Source organism: Streptomyces sp. NPDC046335, from assembly GCF_055587985.1.
The window spans coordinates 258,360-277,797 of the sequence record NZ_JBVJFF010000012.1 but is presented as its reverse complement, the minus strand read 5'-3'; the positions used below and the strand labels follow the sequence as shown (position 1 = coordinate 277,797).

The following is a 19,438-nucleotide window of genomic DNA, read 5'->3' as shown; positions in this document are numbered from 1 at the left end:
TCAGCGGACGGAGACAGCCGACGGAACAGGGGGCCGGACAAGGCCGGACAGAGGGCCGGACCGGGGGCCGGACCGGGGGCCGGAAAAGGGAGGGGCCGCTAGTGGACGGGACGCATCGTGCGGCGCAGCCACGGCGCGAGCGCGATCACGGCTATGCCCGCGGCCACGGCTATGCCGCCGTTCACGCCGAAGTAGGCGGGGTCGGAGACCTTTCCGTACACCTTCACGACCTGCGCCTGGATGCCGTTGGCGAGCGCGAGGGAGAGGAACCACAGGGCCATCGTCTGGCTGGCGAACGCCTTCGGCGCGAGCTTCGTGGTCGCGGACATGCCCGACGTCTCCAGGAGGACGTCACCGAGCCCGAGCAGCAGGTACGAGCCGACGATCCACCAGGCGGCCATCTTGTACGAGTCGCCGCCGTGCCCCGCGGTCGGCAGGACCATCAGCAGGAACGAGAGGCCGCCGAGGATCACACCGAAGGCGATCTTGTTGGAGGCGTGCGGCTGGCGCGTGCCCATCCGCGCCCAGACGGTGGCGACCACCGGGGCGAGCGCCACCTCGAAGGCGCCGAGCGCGGAGGCGTACCAGCTCGCGGGGAAGTGATAGCCGAGGATCTCGGTCCTCGCGTTGGTCGAGGCGAGCAGCATCATCGTCGAGTACGCCTGGAAGAGGATGAAGTTGAAGACGACCGACGCGAGGAAGAGCACGACGTACGGGCGCAGGCGGCGCCGCTCCTCGCCGGTGACCCGCGGGCTGCGGAACATGACCGCGAAGTAGACGACCGGGGCGATCACCGAGATGAGGGTGAGCAGGTCGACGAAGCCGTCCATGGTCAGCCGGCCGGTGGCGGCGAGGAACCCGGCGAGGGCCGCGACGGCGACGACGCCGGCGGCGATCAGCAGGATCGCCCGCCGCATCGCGGCCGGTTCGAGGGCGTACTCCGCCGAGGCCTTGCGCCCCGCGAGATGGCGCCGGCCGAGCACGTACTGGATCAGGCCGAACGTCATGCCGACCGCCGCCGCGGAGAAGCCCCAGTGCCAGCCCCTGTGGTCGCCGAGCCAGCCGGTGATCAGCGGGCCCGCGAAGGCGCCCACGTTGATCGCCATGTAGTAGAGCGCGAAGCCGGCGTCACGCCGCTCGTCCTCGGTGCGGTAGAGCTTGCCGACCATCGAAGCCACGTTCGGCTTCAGGAGCCCGGTGCCCGCGCTGATCAGGCCGAGGCCCGCCCATGTCATGCCCGCGGCCGGCACGGCCATCGCGTAGTGGCCGCAGGCGATGAGCACGCCGCCCCACAGCACCGCGCGGTACGAGCCGAGGATGCGGTCGGCGAGCCAGCCGCCCGCCACGGAGACGAGATAGACGAGCGTTCCGTACGCCGCCGAGACCGACGCGGCGGTGGCGGGGGCCATGCCCATGCCGTCGTGGGCGACGGAGTCGGCGAAGTAGAGCACCAGGATGGCCTGCATGCCGAGGAACGAGAAGCGCTCCCAGACCTCGAGGCCGGAGAGGGTGAGCAGGCCGCGCGGCTGCCCGAAGAAGGCACGGTCGTCGCCCGGCGGCGGCTCCGCCGTCGGCTCCGCGGGCGGTTCGTGCTCGGCCGTGGTACGGGACAAAGCGGATGCTCCCGGTCGTTGTACACCTATGGGTGCGGGTTGGTCCTGTCGGTCGTATGGGCTGATCAGCAACATACCGGTGCCGATCGGGGGGCGCCCGGCCCGGTTCACCGTAAGGCGGAGAGGGCCTGTGCGGGCTCAAGGGACCAGGTTGTGGGCAGGGTGGTGACGGACGACGAGCGGGCAGGTGCTCGCCGTGATCGAAACGCGACCGGATACGCTGACTTGAGTGATGGCAGCGACACATCGACAAACCGTGTCATCGACCGAGTTTTAATGATCGACCGAGTTCGCCATGTGATCGTCAGCAGACAGGAGAACCTCTCGTGACCGTCGTCGGGCCTTTCGGGCTGAGCGTGCGGGACCAGGCTCTCGAAGCCGATGTCCAGGCAGGGTTGGCGGCTGTCGAGGAGGGCCTCCTGGAGGCCACCAAGAGCGAGGTCCCTTTCATCACCGAGGCTGCCCAGCACCTCGTGCGCGCGGGGGGCAAGCGTTTCCGCCCCCTGCTCGTGATGCTGGCCTCGCAGTTCGGCGACCCCTACGCACCGGGCCTCGTGCCGTCCGCCGTGGTCGTGGAGCTGACGCACCTCGCGACGCTCTACCACGACGACGTGATGGACGAGGCGGACGTGCGCCGCGGCGTCGACAGCGCCAACCAGCGCTGGAACAACTCCGTGGCCGTGCTGACCGGCGACTTCCTCTTCGCCCGCGCCTCGTACATCCTGGCCGACCTCGGCCCGGAGGCCGTCCGCATCCAGGCGGAGGCGTTCGAACGGCTCGTCACCGGCCAGATCCTGGAGACGGCCGGCCCGCCCGAGGGCCGCGACCCGGTCGACCACTACCTCGACGTGCTCGGCGGCAAGACCGGCTCGCTGGTCGCGGTGGCCTGCCGGTTCGGCGCGATGATGTCCGGTGCCGACGAGACCGTCGTGGACGTCCTGACGCAGTACGGCGAGCGGCTCGGCGTGGCCTTCCAGCTCGCCGACGACGTGCTCGACATCGCCTCCGACTCCCACGAGTCCGGCAAGACCCCGGGCACGGACCTGCGCGAGGGCATCCCGACGCTGCCGGTCCTGCGGCTGCGCGAGCGCGTCGAGCGGCTCGGCCTGCCCGAGGACATCGCCCTGAGCGAGCTGCTCGCCTCCGACCTCACCGACGACGCCCGCCATGCCGAGGCCCTCATCAGACTGCGGGAGCACCCCGCTCTTGAGCAGGCCCGCAGGGACACGGTGCGCTACGCGGAGGAGGCGCGGGCCGCGCTGGCACCGCTGCCCGCCTGCGACGCCAAGACCTCCCTGGTGGAGCTCTGCGACCTGGTCGTGCACCGGGCCGGCTGAGGCCCGACCCCGAGAGTGACCTGAGAGCGGCGGCGTCAACCCCTACGGGACGGGTGAGGCGCCGCCGCTGTGTGTCATACCAGAGCAGTACGTGGAGTTGGCCCCGGGGTCTGACGCTTCTGCTCGGCCGATTTGGTCGACTGGACTGCGACAAGGACCACCACTCCTGACCAATTCGGGTGAGAATGGCGGCGCGGGGTGGACGAAGGCACGTACGCACGTACAGGGAAGGCCGCCGCCGACCACGGAGGTAGGGCACACAATGGCACCGTACGAATCGGCACAGGACACCAGTGAGACCGGGGAACTGCGCGCCGGCCGCCGCAAGGCGGCTCGGTACGTGGTCCCGGTCGCGGTGGCGGGGGTGGCGGCGGCGACCATCGGGCTCGTCCCGGCGCTCGCCACCTCGGGCGACCCGGATCTGCCCGACATCACCGCTCAGGAACTCATCGAGAAGGTGGCGGCCTCGGAGACGCAGCAGCTCTCCGGCAACGTGAAGATCAGCACAGATCTGGGCCTGCCGTCGCTGGGCGGCATGGCGGGCGGCTTCGCCGGTGGCGGCGGAGGCGCGGACCGGGGCGAGGACGGCGAGGGCTCGGCCGCCGACCCCAAGGGCAAGCTGATGGAGCTCGCGTCCGGTACGCACACGCTGCGCGTGGCGGCCGACGGCCCCGACAAGCAGAAGGTGTCCGTCCTCGGCGACGCCGCCGAGTACAGCCTGATCCACAACGGCGACGAGATGTGGGCGTACGACAGCGCGTCGAACGAGGCGTATCACGCGAAGGGCTCCCAGGCCCGGGACGGCAAGGCGCACAAGGGCGAGGGGAAGCGGGACGGAAAGGCCCCTGAGGGTCTTCCCTCGACCCCCAAGGAGTTCGCCGACCAGGCGCTGAAGGCCGTCGACGACACCACGTCCGTCAAGGTCGACGGCACCGCGCAGGTCGCGGGCCGCGACGCGTACCGACTGGTCATCAAGCCGAAGCAGTCGGGGTCGACGGTCGGTCAGATCACGGTCGCGGTGGACGCCAAGACGGGTACGCCGCTCAAGTTCACCCTGACCCCGGCCTCCGGTGGCGCGGCCGTCGTCGACGCGGGCTTCACGAAGGTCGACTTCGGCAAGCCGTCCGCTTCCACGTTCGACTTCACGCCGCCCAAGGGCGCGAAGGTCACCGAGGCCGACGACGAGGCGAAGAGCCGCGAAGCCAAGGACGGGGCCAAGGGCGGCGAGGAGTTCAAGGAGCAGGACCTCAACGACCTGAAGGTCATCGGCGAGGGCTGGAGCTCCATAGCCGAGCTGAAGCTGCCGGGCGGCCAGGGCATGCCGACGGCCGGGTCGGGCGATGTCCCGCCGGACGCGCAGAAGCTGCTCGACTCCCTCGGCGACCGGGTCGACGGCAAGTTCGGCTCCGGCACGGTCTTCTCGACCCGGCTGATCAACGCCCTCGTCACCGACGAAGGCAAGGTCTATGTGGGTGCGGTCACGAAGGACGCGCTGGTCAAGGCGGCGAACCGCTAGGGACGCAGCCTGAGCGGCGGGTCAGCGGTGCCGGTCCTCCCGGCGCACACGGCCCGCCGCTCGGGCGGCCACGCGTACGGATGCGGTCCGGACGGCCCGGGGGCCCGGGCGACAGGAGGAAGCGGTGCCAGGCACCATCGGGGGACCCGCGACGCCGCGGGACGCGGAAGCGGACCATGGCGGCGGCGGAGCCCCCGCGGGCTCCGGCCGCCTCGTGATCGAGACGCACGCCCTCACCAAGCGCTACGGCAGGCATCCGGCCGTCGACCGGCTCGACCTCAGCGTCCCCGAGGGCAGCGTCTTCGGCTTCCTCGGCCCCAACGGCTCGGGCAAGACCACCACCATCCGCATGCTGATGGGCCTGATCGCCCCGACCTCCGGCACCGCCCGGGTCCTCGGAAGCCCCATGCCGCGCGCCACGCGGACCGTGCTCCCGCACGTCGGTGCGTTGATCGAGGGCCCTGCCCTGTACGGCTTCCTGTCGGGCCGCGACAACCTCCTGCGGTACGACTCCGCCGATCCGGCAGCCGATCCCCGTACCCGCCGAAGGCGCGCCGAGGCCGCTCTCGACCGGGTGGGTCTGACCGCCGCCGCCGGCAAGAAGGCGAAGGCGTACTCGCTCGGGATGAAGCAGCGGCTCGGCCTCGCGGCGGCGCTGCTCCAGCCCCGGCGGCTCCTCGTCCTCGACGAGCCGACGAACGGCCTCGACCCCCAGGGCATGCGGGAGATCCGCACGCTGGTGCGGGAACTGGCGGCGGAGGGCACGACCGTCTTCCTCTCCTCGCACCTCCTCGATGAGATCGAGCAGGTCTGCACGCACGTGGCCGTGATGACGCGGGGCCGCCTCATCACGCAGGGCCCCGTGGCCGACCTCGCGGCGGGCGCGCGCGGCAGGCTGGTCGTGACGACACCGGACGCGGGCGAGGCGGCGCGCGTCCTGAAGGAGCGGGGCGTGGCGGATCTCGTCGTGACGGAGGAGCGCGTGAGCGGCGAACCGCCGGGCAAGGACCCGGCGGGCGAGGACACGGACCTGGCCGACCTGAACGCCGCGCTGGTCGAAGCGGGGGTGCGCGTCCGGGGCTTCGGCCTTGAACGTGCCTCCCTGGAGGACGCGTTCGTGGCGCTGACGGGGGAGGGGTTCGATGTCGCGGGATGAGCCGGCGGGCATGCCCGAGCAAATGAGGGCGGACGACGGCCCTGGTCAGCCGGGGGCTGTGGCGGCGGGTGCTTCCGGGCGGGCGGGGGCTGCGTCGGCGGGCGGCCCGGGGCTGTCGGGAGCTGCGTCGGCGGGTGTCTCCGGGCTGTCGGGGGCTGCGTCGGCGGATGGCCCCGGGGAGTCGGGGGCTGTGGCGGCGGGTGCCTCGGGGCAGCCGGGGGCTGTGTCGCCGGGTGGCCCCGGGCGGGCGGGGGCCGTGGTTGTGGGGGGTGCGCGGGGGGTGCGTGCGCTCTGGACGCTCGGGCTGTTCCGCAGCGAGCTGACGATCACCTTCCGCCGCTGGCGGACGCTCGCGCTGCTCGGCGTGCTGGCCGCCGTGCCGATCCTGGTCGGCGTCGCCGTGAAGATCGAGACGAGCGACGGCTCGACGATCGGCGGGGGCGGCGAAGGGGGCGGCCCCGCCTTCATCGCGCAGATCACCAACAACGGCCTGTTCCTGGTCTTCACCGCGCTCGCGGCGACGCTGCCGATCTTCCTGCCCATGGCCGTCGGGGTGGTCGCGGGCGACGCCATCGCGGGCGAGGCGAACGCGGGGACGCTGCGCTACCTCCTCGTCGCGCCCGCGGGCCGCACCCGGCTGCTGTTCGCCAAGTATGCGACCACGCTGACGTTCTGCCTGGTCGCGACGCTGGTCGTCGCCGTGTCCGCGCTGGCGACCGGCGCGATCCTCTTCCCGCTCGGTGAGGTCACCACGATCTCCGGCACGCGCATGAGCTTCGGCGATGGGCTGCTGCGGGCCCTGCTCATCGCGCTCGTCGTCGCCGCGTCACTGGTCGGCGTCGCGGCGCTCGGCCTGTTCGTGTCGACGCTGACCAGCAGCGGGATCGCGGCGATGGCGACGACCGTGGGGCTGCTGATCACGGTTCAGATCCTCGACCAGATACCGCAGCTGCACGGCCTGCACCCGTACTTCTTCTCGCACTACTGGCTGTCCTTCGCGGACCTGATGCGCGAGCCGGTCTACTGGGACGACCTCGTCAAGAACCTGCAGATGCAGGGGCTGTACGCGGCCGTCTTCGGCTCGGCGGCGTGGGCGCGGTTCGGCGCGAAGGACATCATGGCCTGACGCCGGCCGCCGTCGGCTCAGTCCTTGTCGTACGGGAAGCGCGCCACCTGCGGCTCCTGGGCGAAGAACGTCTTGGCGCGGAGCAGAGCCTGCTCGTCGGCGAGTACGTTGCCGGGCTGGCTGCCGTTGCCGAGCAGGACGCCGCCGAAGCGCATCGGGAAGAACGCGGCGGTGTTCCGCAGCGTGCCGATGAGCGGCTCGGCGACCTCCTCCTCGCGGTGCGCGAGCGCGGTGACGCCCCACAGGGTGCGGCCCTTGAGGCTCTCCTTGAAGTCGACCTCCGGAACCTCCAGCCAGGCGTCCCAGAAGTCGAGGTAGCGCTTGGTGGTGGCGGAGACGGAGTACCAGTACAGCGGCGAGGCGATGACGATGTCGGTGGCTTCGAGGGTGGCGTCGAGCAGCAGCGCCTCGTTGCCGCTGGTGGGCCGGGGGCGTGCGCGGGGCCCGATGCCGTCGTGCCGCAGGTCCTCGAAGTCGGGCAGCGGCAGGTCGGCCAGGTGCAGCCAGCGCTGCTCCACGTCGGCGGGAAGCTGTTCGGCGGCCTTGCGGGCCAGGGTCTCGGTGTTGCCCCCGGTGCGGGCGCTGCCGAGGACGAAGAGGAACGTGCGGCTCATGGAAAATCCCCCTGGATATGGCTCTACGGCTCTATGGCTCTGCGGCTCTGCTCCATCAGTTCCTTGCATGCGCACTATATGCACGTGCAAGGAATTGCGTCCAGGGGTGCGGGCTTCAGGGGCGTACGTGGATGACCCAGCCGGGGGCGTACGTGGCGGGCACCGTGTGGCGGGGCCAGTCGTGGGCCCAGCGCGGGGGCGCCGCGCCGCGCAGGACGAGGGCGGCGGGGTGGCGCGGGTCGGCCAGGCCGCCGGGCGCGCAGCCGGCGGTGTGGGCGACGGGGATGACGGACGTGTTGCCGGCCAGCACGCAGGGCTCGGTCACGCCGCCGACGCCGTGCTGGTGCAGGGCCTCGGCGATGCGCTGCCAGTCGCCGCGGGCGCCGGCCTGGATGCGGGCGTTGCCGTGGGCGAGGGCGGCCTGTACGGCGAGGTGCCCGGCAAGGGCGAGCGCGAGCCCGGCGGCGGCAACCCTCCGAAGCCGTGCCCCGCGAACGAGGTCGACCACGGCGAGCAGCCCGAGGGCGGCGGCGGGAGCGAGCAGGGCGTGGGTGGGGAGAAGGAAGCGGGGCGCAGCGTAGGGAACGAGCAGAAGATAGGGCAGCGCGACGACGAGACCACCGACCACGCCAAGCCAACAACCGGCCAACTCCCACCCGCGCCGATCACCCGGCGGCGCGTCCCCTTGGCGGTGGCCGGCACTCGGTGGCGGTGCATCCTCCCGGCTGTGCCGAAGGCGTGACAGTGGTGCATCCCCCTGGTGGTGGCGAGCACCCGGCGTTGGCGTGGCCCCCCGGCCGTGGCCGAGCCTTGGCGTGCGGGGGGTGCTGCGGTGGAGGTTCCATAGGCCTATCCCGACCAGGAGCGGCAGCAGGAGCCACCACTCCGCTGCTACGAGTCGGATGCCGTCGTTGTTGCACGGGCGGCAGAGCAGTGGCCCGTCCATCACGGTGAAGTGGTGCGCGGCGGACAGCAGCGGACGCAGGTCCCCCTGCACCTCGCTGGCCTCGGCGAGCCGTTCACGGACGCCGCCGAAGCGTACGTACGCCTCGATGGCCCAGGGCAGCGTGCCCCCCGCGAGCCCGCCGAGCACGGCCAGGACGCGCCCCCGCCCCCGCCAGGCGGGCACGATCAGCGCGGCGAGCAGAAGCGGCAGGCCGAGGGCGAAGCCGTCGTTGGGGCGCATGAGCGTGGCGAGCGCGAGCCAGCCCGCGACCCCGGCGTACGTGACGGACGACTGCCGCCGCCACAGGAAAAGACCGACCGCCCCGACGCCCCCCATGGCGGTGTAGTGGTTGGGCATGGCGCCGTTCGCGTAGAACGACGTGATCCACAGCCCGCCGTACAGCGCGGCGGCGACGCCGACGGCCGAGCCTCGCCGCAACACCCGTAGCCACGGCAGGAACGCCAGGTAGAGGGCGGCACTGGAGAGCAGGAGCAGCCACACCCGGAGCAGCACGACGGAGTCGCTCCAGGAAGCCACGGGCGCGACCAGCAAGGGCACACCACGGGTACGGGGCGCGCTGAAGTCCGTGCCCGGCCCGTACGGGGAGAACCGGCTGACGTAGACGAGCTCGTCCCACCCGAGAGGCAGGGTGAGCGGCACGAGGGCGAGGGACAGCAGGGCGTAGAGGGCGCAGGCGGCGAGGAGGAGGTGGTGCGGGCGGGGCATTCGGCGGGGGCCGGACGCCGCCTCGTGTAAGCGCTCCTCGGCCACGGGCCTGCCGGTCACGGCCATGCGGGGGCCTCCTACGCGACGGAACGGGCGTCAACGGCGTACGCCCCAGCTTGCCACCGCATGCCCCGCGCCCCCAGTGGAGAGCCTGCTACCCCCAGCGGAGAGCCGGCTAGTGGACGCAGAACTCGTTCCCCTCCGGGTCCGTCATGATCACCCATTCGCCGCCCTGCTCCTTGACGTGCCGCGCCACGGTGGCGCCCAGGAGTTCGATGCGGGTCACCTCGTCGTCGCGCCGCCCCGGCGCCGAGTGGACGTCCAGGTGGAGGCGGTTCTTGCCGGACTTGGGCTCGGGGACGCGCTGGAAGAGGATGCGGCGGCCCAGGCCGGTGCCGCTCTCCGGCTCGTGCGGGTCCTCAGGGTGCCGCACCGCGGCGAGGTCGCGCCACGCGCGGCGGTCGCCGAGCCGGACGGTGACCGCCTCCGGCACCGCGCCGAAGCCGAGGAGGCGGTCGACCAGGGCGCTGTGGTCCTCCATCTCGTAGCCCAACACCTCGCCCCAGAACGCGGCTTGGGCGTGCGGATCGGTGGCGTCGATGACGAGCTTCCAGTGCAGAGTGGTCATGTAACCAGTTATAGCGGTTACCTCATGGCAGGGATAGGTGCAAAACGCTGGGCGTCTCTGCACGACTCGGCCCCCGCGGAGCTGAGCTGCGCCCTCAGGCCGCGGGCTCCGGCTCGCCCTTCGTGGGGGCTGCCGGCTCGGCGGCAGCGGCCTTCCGGGCGGCGGCCAGACGGGTGGCGTTGCGCCGCGCCGTCCGCAGCGCGTCCCACGTGAGCAGGGAGAGCGCCAGCCATACGAGCCCGAAGCCCGCCCAGCGCTCGGGCGGCATGGCCTCGTGGAAGTAGAGGATGCCGAGGAGGAACTGGAAGACCGGGGCGAGGTACTGAAGCAGCCCCAGCGTCGAGAGCGGCACCCGTATCGCCGCGGCCCCGAAGCAGACCATCGGGGCGGCGGTCACCACACCCGTGGCCGCGAGCAGCGCCCCGTGCCCGAGGCCCTCCGTGCCGAACGTGGCGTCGCCCTGCGCGCCGAGCCACACCAGATAGCCGAGCGCGGGCAGGAACTGCACGGCGGTCTCGGCGGCGAGCGACTCCAGGCCCCCGAGGTTGACCTTCTTCTTGACCAGGCCGTACGTGGCGAAGGAGAAGGCGAGGCAGAGCGAGATCCACGGCGGCTGCCCGTAGCCGAAGGCGAGCACGAGGACCGCCGCGAGGCCGACGGCGACCGCCGTCCACTGCACGGGGCGCAGCCGTTCGCCGAGGAGCAGGACGCCCATGGCGATGGTGACCAGGGGGTTGATGAAGTAGCCGAGCGAGGCCTCGACGACGTGGCCGGAGTTCACGGCCCAGATGTAGACGCCCCAGTTGACGGTGATGACCGCCGCGGCGATCGTCACCAGGCCCAGCCTGCGCGGCTGCCGCACGAGTTCGCGGGCCCAGCCCCATCGCCGTACGAAGAGCAGCGCGACGCCCACCAGGACGAGCGACCACGCCATGCGGTGCGCGAGGATCTCCCCGGCCCCGGCGGGCTTGAGGAGCGGCCAGAAGAGGGGGACCAGGCCCCACATCCCATAGGCCGCGAAGCCGTTCAGGAGCCCTGCGCGCTGCTCGCGCCTCGACGCTTCGGCTGCTCCGCTGTCCACGGCCCCTCCTCGCTGCACGACAGCCCCACGCTGCCGGTACGAAGGTAGCGCCGAGGGGCCCCGCCTGTCATGTCCGTATGAGGGAGACGCTCATGACATCACCCCGGCCCGAAACCCCTGGCCCCTAGCCCCTGGCCTTAGCCGCGCAGGGCCGCGGCCACCGCGTCCGCGATGGGGGTGGTGGGCCGGCCGATCAGCCGGGAGAGGTCACCGCTCGTCCCCGCGAGGCGCCCCCGCCCTATGGCCGCGTCGACGTCGACGAGTATCGCGGCCAGCGGCTCCGGCAGCCCGGCCCCGGTGAGCACCGCGAGGTGCTCATCGGCGGAGACGTCCGCGTACGAGATCTCCTTGCCGCTGAGCCGCGCGACCTCCGCGGCGTACTCCCGCAGGCTCCACGCGACGTCGCCGCTCAGCTCGTAGGCCTTGCCCTCGTGGCCCTCGCCGGTCAGGACGGTGACGGCCGCCGCGGCGTAGTCGGCGCGCGAGGCGGAGGCGATGCGGCCCTCGCCGGCGGAGCCGACGACGGCGCCGTGCGCGAGGACGGGCGCGAGGTTCTCGGTGTAGTTCTCGTGGTACCAGCCGTTCCGCAGGAACGTGTACGGCAGCCCCGACTCCAGGATCAGCTCCTCGGTCGCCTTGTGCTCGGCCGCCAGGTCGAAGTCGGCGTCGGGGCCGCCGAGGATCCCCGTGTAGGCGAGCAGCGCCACGCCGGCGTCGCGCGCGGCGCCGATCACCGCGCGGTGCTGCGGCACCCGCTGCCCGACCTCGCTGCCGGAGATCAGCAGGACCCGGTCGCCCGCCGCGAAGACGCCGCTCAGCGTCTCGGGGGCGTTGTAGTCGGCGATCCGCAGCTCGACGCCGCGCTCGGCGAGGCCGGCGGCCCTGTCCTTGTCGCGGACGGCGGCGACGACCTCCGCCGCGGGCACGCCGGCGGCGAGGAGGCCCTCGATGACGAGGCGGCCGAGGTGTCCGGTGGCTCCGGTGACGACGATGCTCATGTCTGAATGCTCCTGTTACGCGGTTGAAGTTCCGTATGACACTCACCCTAGGCTTGGCACTAACTATTGGAAAGTACCCACTTTGAAGTAAGGTACTGGCATGGCAGTAAGTGAAGGGGTAGTAAGCACCTCGAATCCGCAGGCGATGAAACTTCAGGCGATGCGCGACGGCGAGGCCATGTGTCCGCACCGGCTCGTCCTGGAGCACGTCACGAGCCGCTGGGGCGTGCTCGCGCTCATCGCCCTGGAGGAGCGCTCGTACCGCTTCAGCGAGCTGCGCCGCGCCATCGGCCGCGTCAGCGAGAAGATGCTGACCCAGACGTTGCAGACCCTGGAGCGCGACGGCCTGGTGCACCGCGACGCCAAGCCGGTCATCCCGCCCCGCGTCGACTACTCCCTCACGGAGCTGGGCCGCGAGGCCGCCGAGCAGGTCAGGGCCCTCGCGGCCTGGACGGAGCGGCGCATGGCCGACGTACAGAAGGCACGCACGGCATACGACGAGGCCCGGTCCTGAGAGATCAGGAACGGGCCTCGGCCGCGGGACGAACGGCGCCGGGCTAGCCGACGACCGTCCATGTGTCGCCGCCCGCGAGCAGCGCGGCGAGGTCGCCCTTGCCGTTCTGCTCGATGGCGGTGTCGAGCTGGTCGGCCATGAGCGTGTCGTAGACCGGGCGTTCGGTGTTGCGGAAGACGCCGATCGGGGTGTGGTGCAGGGTGTCCGGGTCGGCCAGGCGGGAGAGGGCGAACGCGGTCGTCGGCGACGTGGAGTGCGCGTCGTGGACGAGGATGTCGCGCTCGTTCTCCGGTGTGACCGCGACGACCTTCAGGTCGCCGGTGGCCGGATCGCGTACGACACCCTTGGAGGCGTCGGTGCCGAAGCGGATGGGCTGTCCGTGCTCCAGGCGGATGACCGCTTCCTCGGCCTGCTGCTTGTCCTTCAGGACCTCGAAGGCGCCGTCGTTGAAGATGTTGCAGTTCTGGTAGATCTCCACCAGGGCCGTGCCGGGGTGCTCGGCGGCCTCCCGCAGCACGCTGGTGAGGTGCTTGCGGTCGGAGTCGACCGTGCGCGCCACGAAGGAGGCCTCCGCGCCGATGGCGAGGGATACGGGGTTGAAGGGGGCGTCCAGGGAGCCCATCGGGGTCGACTTGGTGATCTTGCCGACCTCGGAGGTGGGGCTGTACTGGCCCTTGGTGAGGCCGTAGATCCGGTTGTTGAACAGCAGGATCTTCAGGTTCACGTTGCGGCGCAGGGCGTGGATGAGGTGGTTGCCGCCGATGGACAGCGCGTCGCCGTCCCCGGTGACCACCCACACGGACAGGTCGCGACGCGAGGAGGCCAGGCCGGTGGCGATGGCCGGGGCGCGGCCGTGGATGGAGTGCATCCCGTAGGTGTTCATGTAGTACGGGAAGCGGGAGGAGCAGCCGATGCCCGAGACGAAGACGATGTTCTCCTTCGCCAGGCCGAGTTCGGGCATGAAGCCCTGCACGGCCGCCAGCACGGCGTAGTCACCGCAGCCGGGGCACCAACGCACCTCCTGGTCGGACTTGAAGTCCTTCATGGACTGCTTGGCCTCGGCCTTGGGCACCAGGGAAAGCGCTTCGATCGTGCTCCCGGTGCCTTCCGACTCGGCCGTCTTCGTGTCAGCCATCGATGGCCTCCTTCAAAGCGGTGGCGAGCTGCTCGGCCTTGAACGGCATTCCGTTGACCTGGTTGTACGAGACCGCGTCCACCAGGTATTTCGCCCTGATGAGGGTGGCGAGCTGGCCGAGGTTCATCTCGGGGACCACCACCTTGTCGTAGCCCTTCAGGACCTCGCCGAGATTGGCGGGGAAGGGGTTGAGGTGGCGCAGATGGGCCTGGGCGATGGGCTGCCCGGCCGCGCGCAGCCTGCGCACCGCCGCCGTGATCGGTCCGTACGTGGAGCCCCAGCCCAGGACCAGGGTGGTGGCTTTGCCGTCCATGTCGTCGACTTCGAGGTCGGGTACCCGGATGCCGTCGACCTTGGCCTGGCGGGTGCGGACCATGAAGTCGTGGTTGGCCGGGTCGTAGGAGATGTTGCCCGTGCCGTTCTGCTTCTCGATGCCGCCGATGCGGTGTTCCAGGCCCGGCGTGCCCGGGATCGCCCAGGGGCGGGCCAGGGTCTGCGGATCACGCTTGTAGGGCCAGAAGACCTCGGTGCCGTCGTCCTCGGTGTGGTTGGTGCCGGAGGCGAACTGCACCCGCAGGTCGGGCAGTTCGTCGACCTCGGGGATGCGCCAGGGCTCGGAGCCGTTGGCCAGGTAGCCGTCGGAGAGCAGGAAGACCGGGGTGCGGTAGGTGACCGCGATGCGGGCCGCCTCCAGCGCCGCGTCGAAGCAGTCCGCCGGGGTCCTGGGCGCCACGATCGGCACCGGCGCCTCGCCGTTGCGCCCGTACATCGCCTGGAGCAGGTCGGCCTGCTCGGTCTTGGTCGGCAGGCCGGTGGAGGGGCCGCCGCGCTGGATGTCCACGACCAGCAGCGGCAGTTCCAGGGAGACCGCGAGGCCGATGGTCTCCGACTTCAGCGCCACACCAGGACCGGACGTCGTCGTCACCGCCAGCGAGCCGCCGAAGGCCGCGCCCAGCGCCGCGCCGATCCCGGCGATCTCGTCCTCGGCCTGGAAGGTGCGCACGCCGAAGTTCTTGTGCTTGGACAGCTCGTGCAGGATGTCCGAGGCCGGCGTGATCGGATACGAGCCCAGATACAGCGGCAGATCCGCCTGCCGGCCCGCCGCGATCAGCCCGTAGGACAGCGCCAGGTTCCCGGAGATGTTGCGGTAGGTGCCGGTGGGGAAGGCCGCCGTGGCCGGGGCGACCTCGTAGGAGACCGCGAAGTCCTCGGTGGTCTCGCCGAAGTTCCAGCCCGCGTGGAAGGCGGCGATGTTCGCCTCGGCGATCGCCGGCTTCTTGGCGAACTTGGTCCGCAGGAAGCGTTCCGTGCCCTCGGTCGGCCGGTGGTACATCCACGACAGCAGGCCGAGGGCGAACATGTTCTTGGACCGGCCCGCGTCCTTGCGCGGGAGGTCGAAGTCCTTCAGCGCCTCCACCGTCAGCGTGGTCAGCGGCACCGGGTGCACGCTGTAGCCGTCCAGGGAGCCGTCCTCCAGCGGCGAGGTGTCATAGCCGACCTTCTGCATCGCCCGCTTGGAGAACTCGTCCGTGTTCACGATGATCTCCGCGCCGCGCGGCACGTCGCCGATGTTCGCCTTCAGCGCCGCCGGGTTCATCGCCACCAGCACGTTCGGCGCGTCGCCCGGCGTGAGGATGTCGTGGTCGGCGAAGTGCAGCTGGAAGGAGGACACGCCCGGCAGGGTTCCGGCGGGCGCCCTGATCTCGGCCGGGAAGTTGGGCAGCGTCGACAGGTCGTTTCCGAACGACGCCGTCTCCGAAGTGAACCGGTCGCCCGTGAGCTGCATGCCGTCACCGGAGTCACCCGCGAAACGGATGATCACCCGGTCCAGACGCCGCACATCTTTCTCGGGCGACTTGCGTTGCCCCCCGACGACTGCCGCGTCGGCCTGCTCCGCTTGGCTACTGACCTGGCTGGTCACTGAACTGGACCTCCCTCGAGGCGGCTGAACGAGAGCGCCGGGACGCCCGGCGTTCCCAGGGCCCACCCTACGTCGGTAAGGGGGGCCTTCCTCGGGTAGCTCGCATGATGGACGCCTTTTTGAGACGCCTTCTCGCGCTGATTTGCCATGTTCTGCCTCGCCCCCCGGCCCTTCATAGATGACGCTCCCCGCTCATCCTCTGGTTCTAGGACTGACTGTGGCTCGTACGGCTGATCGGTGCTCCGTGTGATCGTGCGGTGGTTCTGAGTGATGCTTCTGGGTCAGTAGTTACCCGCCAGATTGTCCGCCGTCACGAGTTGAGGTAGGTGAGAACGGCGAGCACGCGTCGGTGATCCCCGTCACTCTGGGACAGGCCGAGCTTCAGGAAGATGTTGCTGACGTGCTTCTCCACGGCTCCGTCGCTCACCACGAGCTGCCGGGCGACCGCGGAGTTCGTCCGTCCCTCGGCCATCAGCCCGAGTACCTCGCGCTCACGCGGTGTGAGCCCCGCGAGAACGTCCTGCTTCCGGCTGCGGCCGAGGAGCTGCGCCACGACCTCGGGGTCGAGCGCCGTGCCGCCCTCGGCCACCCGCACCACCGCGTCGACGAACTCCCGCACCTCCGCGACGCGGTCCTTGAGCAGATAGCCCACGCCCCGGCTCGACCCGGCGAGCAGTTCGGTGGCGTACTGCTCCTCGACGTACTGCGAGAGGACAAGCACCCCGAGGTCGGGATGCACGGAACGCAGATACACCGCGGCCCGCACCCCTTCGTCGGTGTGCGTCGGCGGCATCCTCACGTCGGCCACGACCACGTCCGGCAGGGCGTTCCGCGCCGCGAGGTCGGTGATCGTCTTGATCAGGGCCTCCGCGTCACCCACGCCGGCGACCACGTCGTGCCCGCGGTCGGTCAGCAACCGGGTCAGGCCCTCCCTGAGCAGCACTGAATCCTCGGCGATGACCACCCGCACTGTGTCCTCCACTGTTCTCGGCCCCCCGACCGCTCGGCTGCCGGGGCCCCGTCCGACGTCCGTCACGTCGGTCCGTACACCCGGCCACCCCAGTATCGCGCGATCCGCGGCTGCTCACCGGCTCTGTCACCAGACTGGGCACGTCCATGGCACACCGCGCCGCCCCGGTCCGGGGGCGGAACGGGGCGGTGCGGGGCCGAAGACGGGGCTGCCGGGCAACTTGTGCCGGGCGCTTGTGAGTTGTGGCGTGGCGTCCGGCGGCTGAAGCGTGGCGCCCGGCGGCTCAGGCGTGGCGCCAGGGGAGTTCGGCCGTGACCGAGGTCGGGCCGCCCTGCGGTGAGTCCACCACGAGGATTCCGTCGACCGCGTCGAGCCGCTCCGCGAGCCCCGCGAGCCCGGAGCCCGCCGAGACGTCGGCGCCGCCCGCGCCGTTGTCGATGACCTGGAGCATCAGCCGGTCGTCCGACCGCCACACGTCGACCGAACCCTGCGTCGCCCGGCTGTGCTTGCTGACGTTCTGGAGCAGCTCGGAGACCGTGAAGTACGCGATGCCCTCGATGGCGGCCGCAGGGCGCGTCGCCAGGTCGACCTCCACCTGGACCGGCACCGTGCAGCGGGCGGCGAGCGCGGACAGCGCCGCGTCGAGGCCGCGGTCGGTGAGGACGGCGGGGTGGATGCCGCGGGCCAGGTCGCGCAGCTCCTGGAGGGCGACCTTCACTTCGCCGTGCGCCTCGTCCACCATGCGGGCGGCGGCTTCCGGGTCCTCGGTCAGCTTCTCCTTGGCGAGGCCCAGGTCCATGGCGAGGGCGACCAGGCGGGCCTGCGCGCCGTCGTGCAGATCGCGCTCGATGCGGCGCAGGTCGGCCGCCGCGGTGTCCACGACGACGCCGCGGTCCGACTCCAGTTCGACGACGCGGGTCGCGAGGCGCGAGGGGCCGAGCAGCCCGACGACCGCCACGCGGTCCACGGTCGTCAGGGCCCGCAGGATCCAGGGGGTGGCCAGCGTGACGAGCAGGCCGGTCGCCGCGGTGACGCCGATCTCGAAGGGGTTGTCGAGGTAGATGCTGTGGTTGTCGTCACCGTAGAGCTGGATGCCGCCCTGACCCCCGTACAGCGGGAAGAGCCAGAACCACAGCGGATACGTGAGCATCATCCAGCCGTAGCTCCAGAAGACCGCCGCCACGACGAACGAGAAGATCGACCACGGCATGAGCAGCAGCGAGTAGAGCACGTGCCGCCAGGACGCGCCGCTCTTGAGGACGGCCCCGATGACCGAGAACGCGCCGCGCGTCCGGGGGCGCAGCGGCTCCGGCGCCGCGATGTCCAGGTCGAGCAGCGCCCTCGCCCTCGTCCGCTCCAGAGCGCCGATCCCGCGGCATCCCGCCAGCGCGGCGGCGAGCACCGGGATGCCGATGAAGGTGATCAGCAGGCCGGCGCCCAGGGAGAGCATCGTGACCGCGAAGACGAAGGCCGTGATGCCGATCGGCAGGCTCAGCAGGGTGTAGCCGAACTCCTTCCAGGCGCGGGCCTCGATCGGCGCGCGCAGCCCGGCGGGCAGGCGGTGCCTCTTCGCGACGCCGCCTCCGTGGAAGCCGGACCGCTCCATGTCGGACCGCTCCGTGCCGGGCCGCTCCATGTACGTGTACCCCTGTCCGTGGTCCATGGCCATCGCTGCCATCCGTTTCTGCTAGAGCTGCCCGTTGCCGTTGCCGTTGCCGTTGCCGTTGCCGTTGCCGTTGCCGTTGCCGTCGCCGTTGCGGTGCATTTGCCGTGCTTACAGAGTCGCTTGGCGCGGCGGACGCGACCATGGAGTGCGTCGGCGTCTTGGAGCGGGGGTTTTCCCTACCCCGTGGCACCCGGCCGGGACCATCACGGGAACCGTCACGGGCTTCGCTTCAGGTCACGCGAGGCGTACGCCCGTAGCCGTGTTCGTGGCGCGGTCCCGCCACGGCAGTTCCGCGGTGATCGTCGTGGGACCGCCCGGCGGCGAGTCGATGATGAAGAGCCCGTCGACGGCGCCGAGCCGGTCTGCGAGCCCCGCCATGCCCGAGCCGCCGTCGAGCCGCGCGCCCCCCTTGCCGTCGTCCCACACCTGGATCAGCAGGCGGTCCTCGGCACGCCACACCTCGACGCTCGCCTGCCGCGCCCCGCTGTGCTTGCTGACGTTCTGGAGCAGCTCGGAGACCGTGAAGTACGCGCTGCCCTCGATGGCCGCCGCCGGGCGCGCCGGCAGGTCGGCGGTGACCCTCACCGGCACCGTGCAGCGGGCGGCGAGGGAGGAGAGCGCGGCGTTCAGACCGCGGTCGGTGAGGACGGCGGGGTGGATGCCGCGGGCCAGGTCGCGCAGTTCCTGGAGGGCGACCTTCACCTCGCCGTGCGCCTCGTCCACCATGCGGGCGGCGGCTTCCGGGTCCTCGGTCAGCTTCTCCTTGGCGAGGCCGAGCCCCATGGCGAGGGCGACCAGGCGGGCCTGCGCGCCGTCGTGCAGATCGCGCTCGATGCGGCGCAGGTCGGCCGCCGCGGTGTCCACGACGACGCCCCGGTCGGACTCCAGTTCGGCGATGCGCCGTTCCAACTCGTCGGAGGGGCAGAGGAGTGCGCGCACCAGCACCCGGTCCACGTTGGTCAGGCCGCGCACCACGAAGGGCAGCACCGGCCAGAGCACGAAGAGGCCGATGACCGTGACGACGAAGGTGAAGATGCCCCAGGGCAGCCGGAGGAACGCGTACAGCATGGCGCGCCAGCCCACCGGGTCCTTCAGGCTCGACCACAGCCAGCCGGGGAAGCCGCTCCTGCCGATGCCCGGCATCGGGCTCGGCTCCTCCACCCGTACCCCGAGCAGCTTCCTGGCCCGCGCCCGCTCGAACATGCCGAAGCGGCGCGCGCCGAGCAGCCCGAGCGCGAGCAGCGGCAGGCCGACGACCGTCACCGTCAGGCCCGCGCCCAGCGCGACGACGGGCACCGCGTAGGCGAAGCCGACGATTCCCACCGGCAGGTTCGTCAGGAGCTGGGAGATCTCCTTCCAGGTGTGCCGGTCGTACGCGAGCCGCGCGGGGGGCGGTCGGTCGTCGTGCGTGGGCGTGGCGCGTGCGGTCATAAGCGCCAGAGTGCACGGCCCGCCGCCGTAATGCCATGAGGTGCTCCGCCCGGACGCCCG

General features: G+C 71.4%; 16 protein-coding genes. 5 read left to right on the top strand and 11 right to left on the bottom strand.

All coding sequences use genetic code 11. The features are described 5' to 3' along the window. Positions 1 to 98: 98 nt before the first annotated feature. Positions 99 to 1,613, bottom strand: a complete 1,515-nt coding sequence (locus ACZ6JY_RS29435) for a peptide MFS transporter (RefSeq protein ID WP_469200560.1) — start codon at positions 1,611 to 1,613, stop codon at positions 99 to 101. A gap of 326 nt (positions 1,614 to 1,939) precedes the next feature. Here ACZ6JY_RS29435 and ACZ6JY_RS29430 point away from each other — a divergent pair, with 326 nt between their 5' ends. The 4 genes from ACZ6JY_RS29430 (at position 1,940) to ACZ6JY_RS29415 (ending at position 6,748) form a co-directional block, all read left to right on the top strand. Next, entirely contained in the window at positions 1,940 to 2,950 is a 1,011-nt protein-coding gene (locus ACZ6JY_RS29430) for a polyprenyl synthetase family protein (protein WP_469200558.1), read from the top strand. A 262-nt stretch (positions 2,951 to 3,212) separates the two neighbouring features. After that, complete coding sequence (locus ACZ6JY_RS29425) at positions 3,213 to 4,466, top strand: LolA family protein (RefSeq protein ID WP_469200556.1); 1,254 nt, start codon at positions 3,213 to 3,215, stop codon at positions 4,464 to 4,466. Positions 4,467 to 4,590: 124 nt separating this feature from the next. After that, complete coding sequence (locus tag ACZ6JY_RS29420; protein WP_469200554.1) at positions 4,591 to 5,622, top strand: ABC transporter ATP-binding protein; 1,032 nt, start codon at positions 4,591 to 4,593, stop codon at positions 5,620 to 5,622. A gap of 223 nt (positions 5,623 to 5,845) precedes the next feature. Next, complete coding sequence (locus tag ACZ6JY_RS29415; protein ID WP_469200835.1) at positions 5,846 to 6,748, top strand: ABC transporter permease; 903 nt, start codon at positions 5,846 to 5,848, stop codon at positions 6,746 to 6,748. A 17-nt stretch (positions 6,749 to 6,765) separates the two neighbouring features. Here the strand turns inward: ACZ6JY_RS29415 and ACZ6JY_RS29410 are convergent, their stop codons facing one another. The 5 genes from ACZ6JY_RS29410 to ACZ6JY_RS29390 all read right to left on the bottom strand — a co-directional run bounded on the left by ACZ6JY_RS29410 (position 6,766) and on the right by ACZ6JY_RS29390 (position 11,741). Next, the gene (locus ACZ6JY_RS29410; protein ID WP_469200551.1) at positions 6,766 to 7,362 is read right to left on the bottom strand and encodes a flavodoxin family protein; all 597 of its coding nucleotides are present in this window, start codon (positions 7,360 to 7,362) and stop codon (positions 6,766 to 6,768) included. Positions 7,363 to 7,477: 115 nt separating this feature from the next. Then, entirely contained in the window at positions 7,478 to 9,100 is a 1,623-nt protein-coding gene (locus ACZ6JY_RS29405) for a hypothetical protein (protein WP_469200549.1), read from the bottom strand. 109 nt (positions 9,101 to 9,209) lie between these two features. Then, complete coding sequence (locus ACZ6JY_RS29400) at positions 9,210 to 9,662, bottom strand: VOC family protein (RefSeq protein WP_469200547.1); 453 nt, start codon at positions 9,660 to 9,662, stop codon at positions 9,210 to 9,212. 94 nt (positions 9,663 to 9,756) lie between these two features. Continuing rightward, positions 9,757 to 10,743 (bottom strand): EamA family transporter RarD, encoded by a 987-nt coding sequence (rarD, locus tag ACZ6JY_RS29395; protein WP_469200546.1) that lies wholly within the window; start codon positions 10,741 to 10,743, stop codon positions 9,757 to 9,759. A 137-nt stretch (positions 10,744 to 10,880) separates the two neighbouring features. Then, positions 10,881 to 11,741, bottom strand: a complete 861-nt coding sequence (locus ACZ6JY_RS29390) for an SDR family oxidoreductase (protein ID WP_469200544.1) — start codon at positions 11,739 to 11,741, stop codon at positions 10,881 to 10,883. Positions 11,742 to 11,886: 145 nt separating this feature from the next. On the opposite strand from ACZ6JY_RS29390, the gene ACZ6JY_RS29385 reads away from it, so the two are divergent. Next, the gene (locus tag ACZ6JY_RS29385) at positions 11,887 to 12,255 is read left to right on the top strand and encodes a winged helix-turn-helix transcriptional regulator (RefSeq protein WP_469200833.1); all 369 of its coding nucleotides are present in this window, start codon (positions 11,887 to 11,889) and stop codon (positions 12,253 to 12,255) included. A gap of 43 nt (positions 12,256 to 12,298) precedes the next feature. On the opposite strand, the gene ACZ6JY_RS29380 is transcribed toward ACZ6JY_RS29385, so the two are convergent. The 5 genes from ACZ6JY_RS29380 to ACZ6JY_RS29360 all read right to left on the bottom strand — a co-directional run bounded on the left by ACZ6JY_RS29380 (position 12,299) and on the right by ACZ6JY_RS29360 (position 19,378). After that, positions 12,299 to 13,390, bottom strand: a complete 1,092-nt coding sequence (locus tag ACZ6JY_RS29380) for a 2-oxoacid:ferredoxin oxidoreductase subunit beta (protein WP_447038022.1) — start codon at positions 13,388 to 13,390, stop codon at positions 12,299 to 12,301. Further along, positions 13,383 to 15,311 carry a 2-oxoacid:acceptor oxidoreductase subunit alpha gene (locus ACZ6JY_RS29375; protein WP_469200542.1) on the bottom strand — a complete coding sequence of 643 codons (1,929 nt, stop codon included), beginning with the start codon at positions 15,309 to 15,311 and terminating at the stop codon, positions 13,383 to 13,385. Before ACZ6JY_RS29375 ends, ACZ6JY_RS29380 begins: the two co-directional genes overlap by 8 nt. Before the next feature lie 310 nt (positions 15,312 to 15,621). Continuing rightward, positions 15,622 to 16,281, bottom strand: a complete 660-nt coding sequence (locus ACZ6JY_RS29370; RefSeq protein ID WP_469200832.1) for a LuxR C-terminal-related transcriptional regulator — start codon at positions 16,279 to 16,281, stop codon at positions 15,622 to 15,624. A gap of 283 nt (positions 16,282 to 16,564) precedes the next feature. Further along, positions 16,565 to 17,950, bottom strand: a complete 1,386-nt coding sequence (locus ACZ6JY_RS29365; RefSeq protein WP_469200830.1) for a sensor histidine kinase — start codon at positions 17,948 to 17,950, stop codon at positions 16,565 to 16,567. A 231-nt stretch (positions 17,951 to 18,181) separates the two neighbouring features. Then, a complete protein-coding gene (locus ACZ6JY_RS29360; protein WP_469200540.1) occupies positions 18,182 to 19,378 on the bottom strand; it encodes a sensor histidine kinase in 1,197 nt (398 codons plus the stop codon). Positions 19,379 to 19,438: the final 60 nt, after the last annotated feature.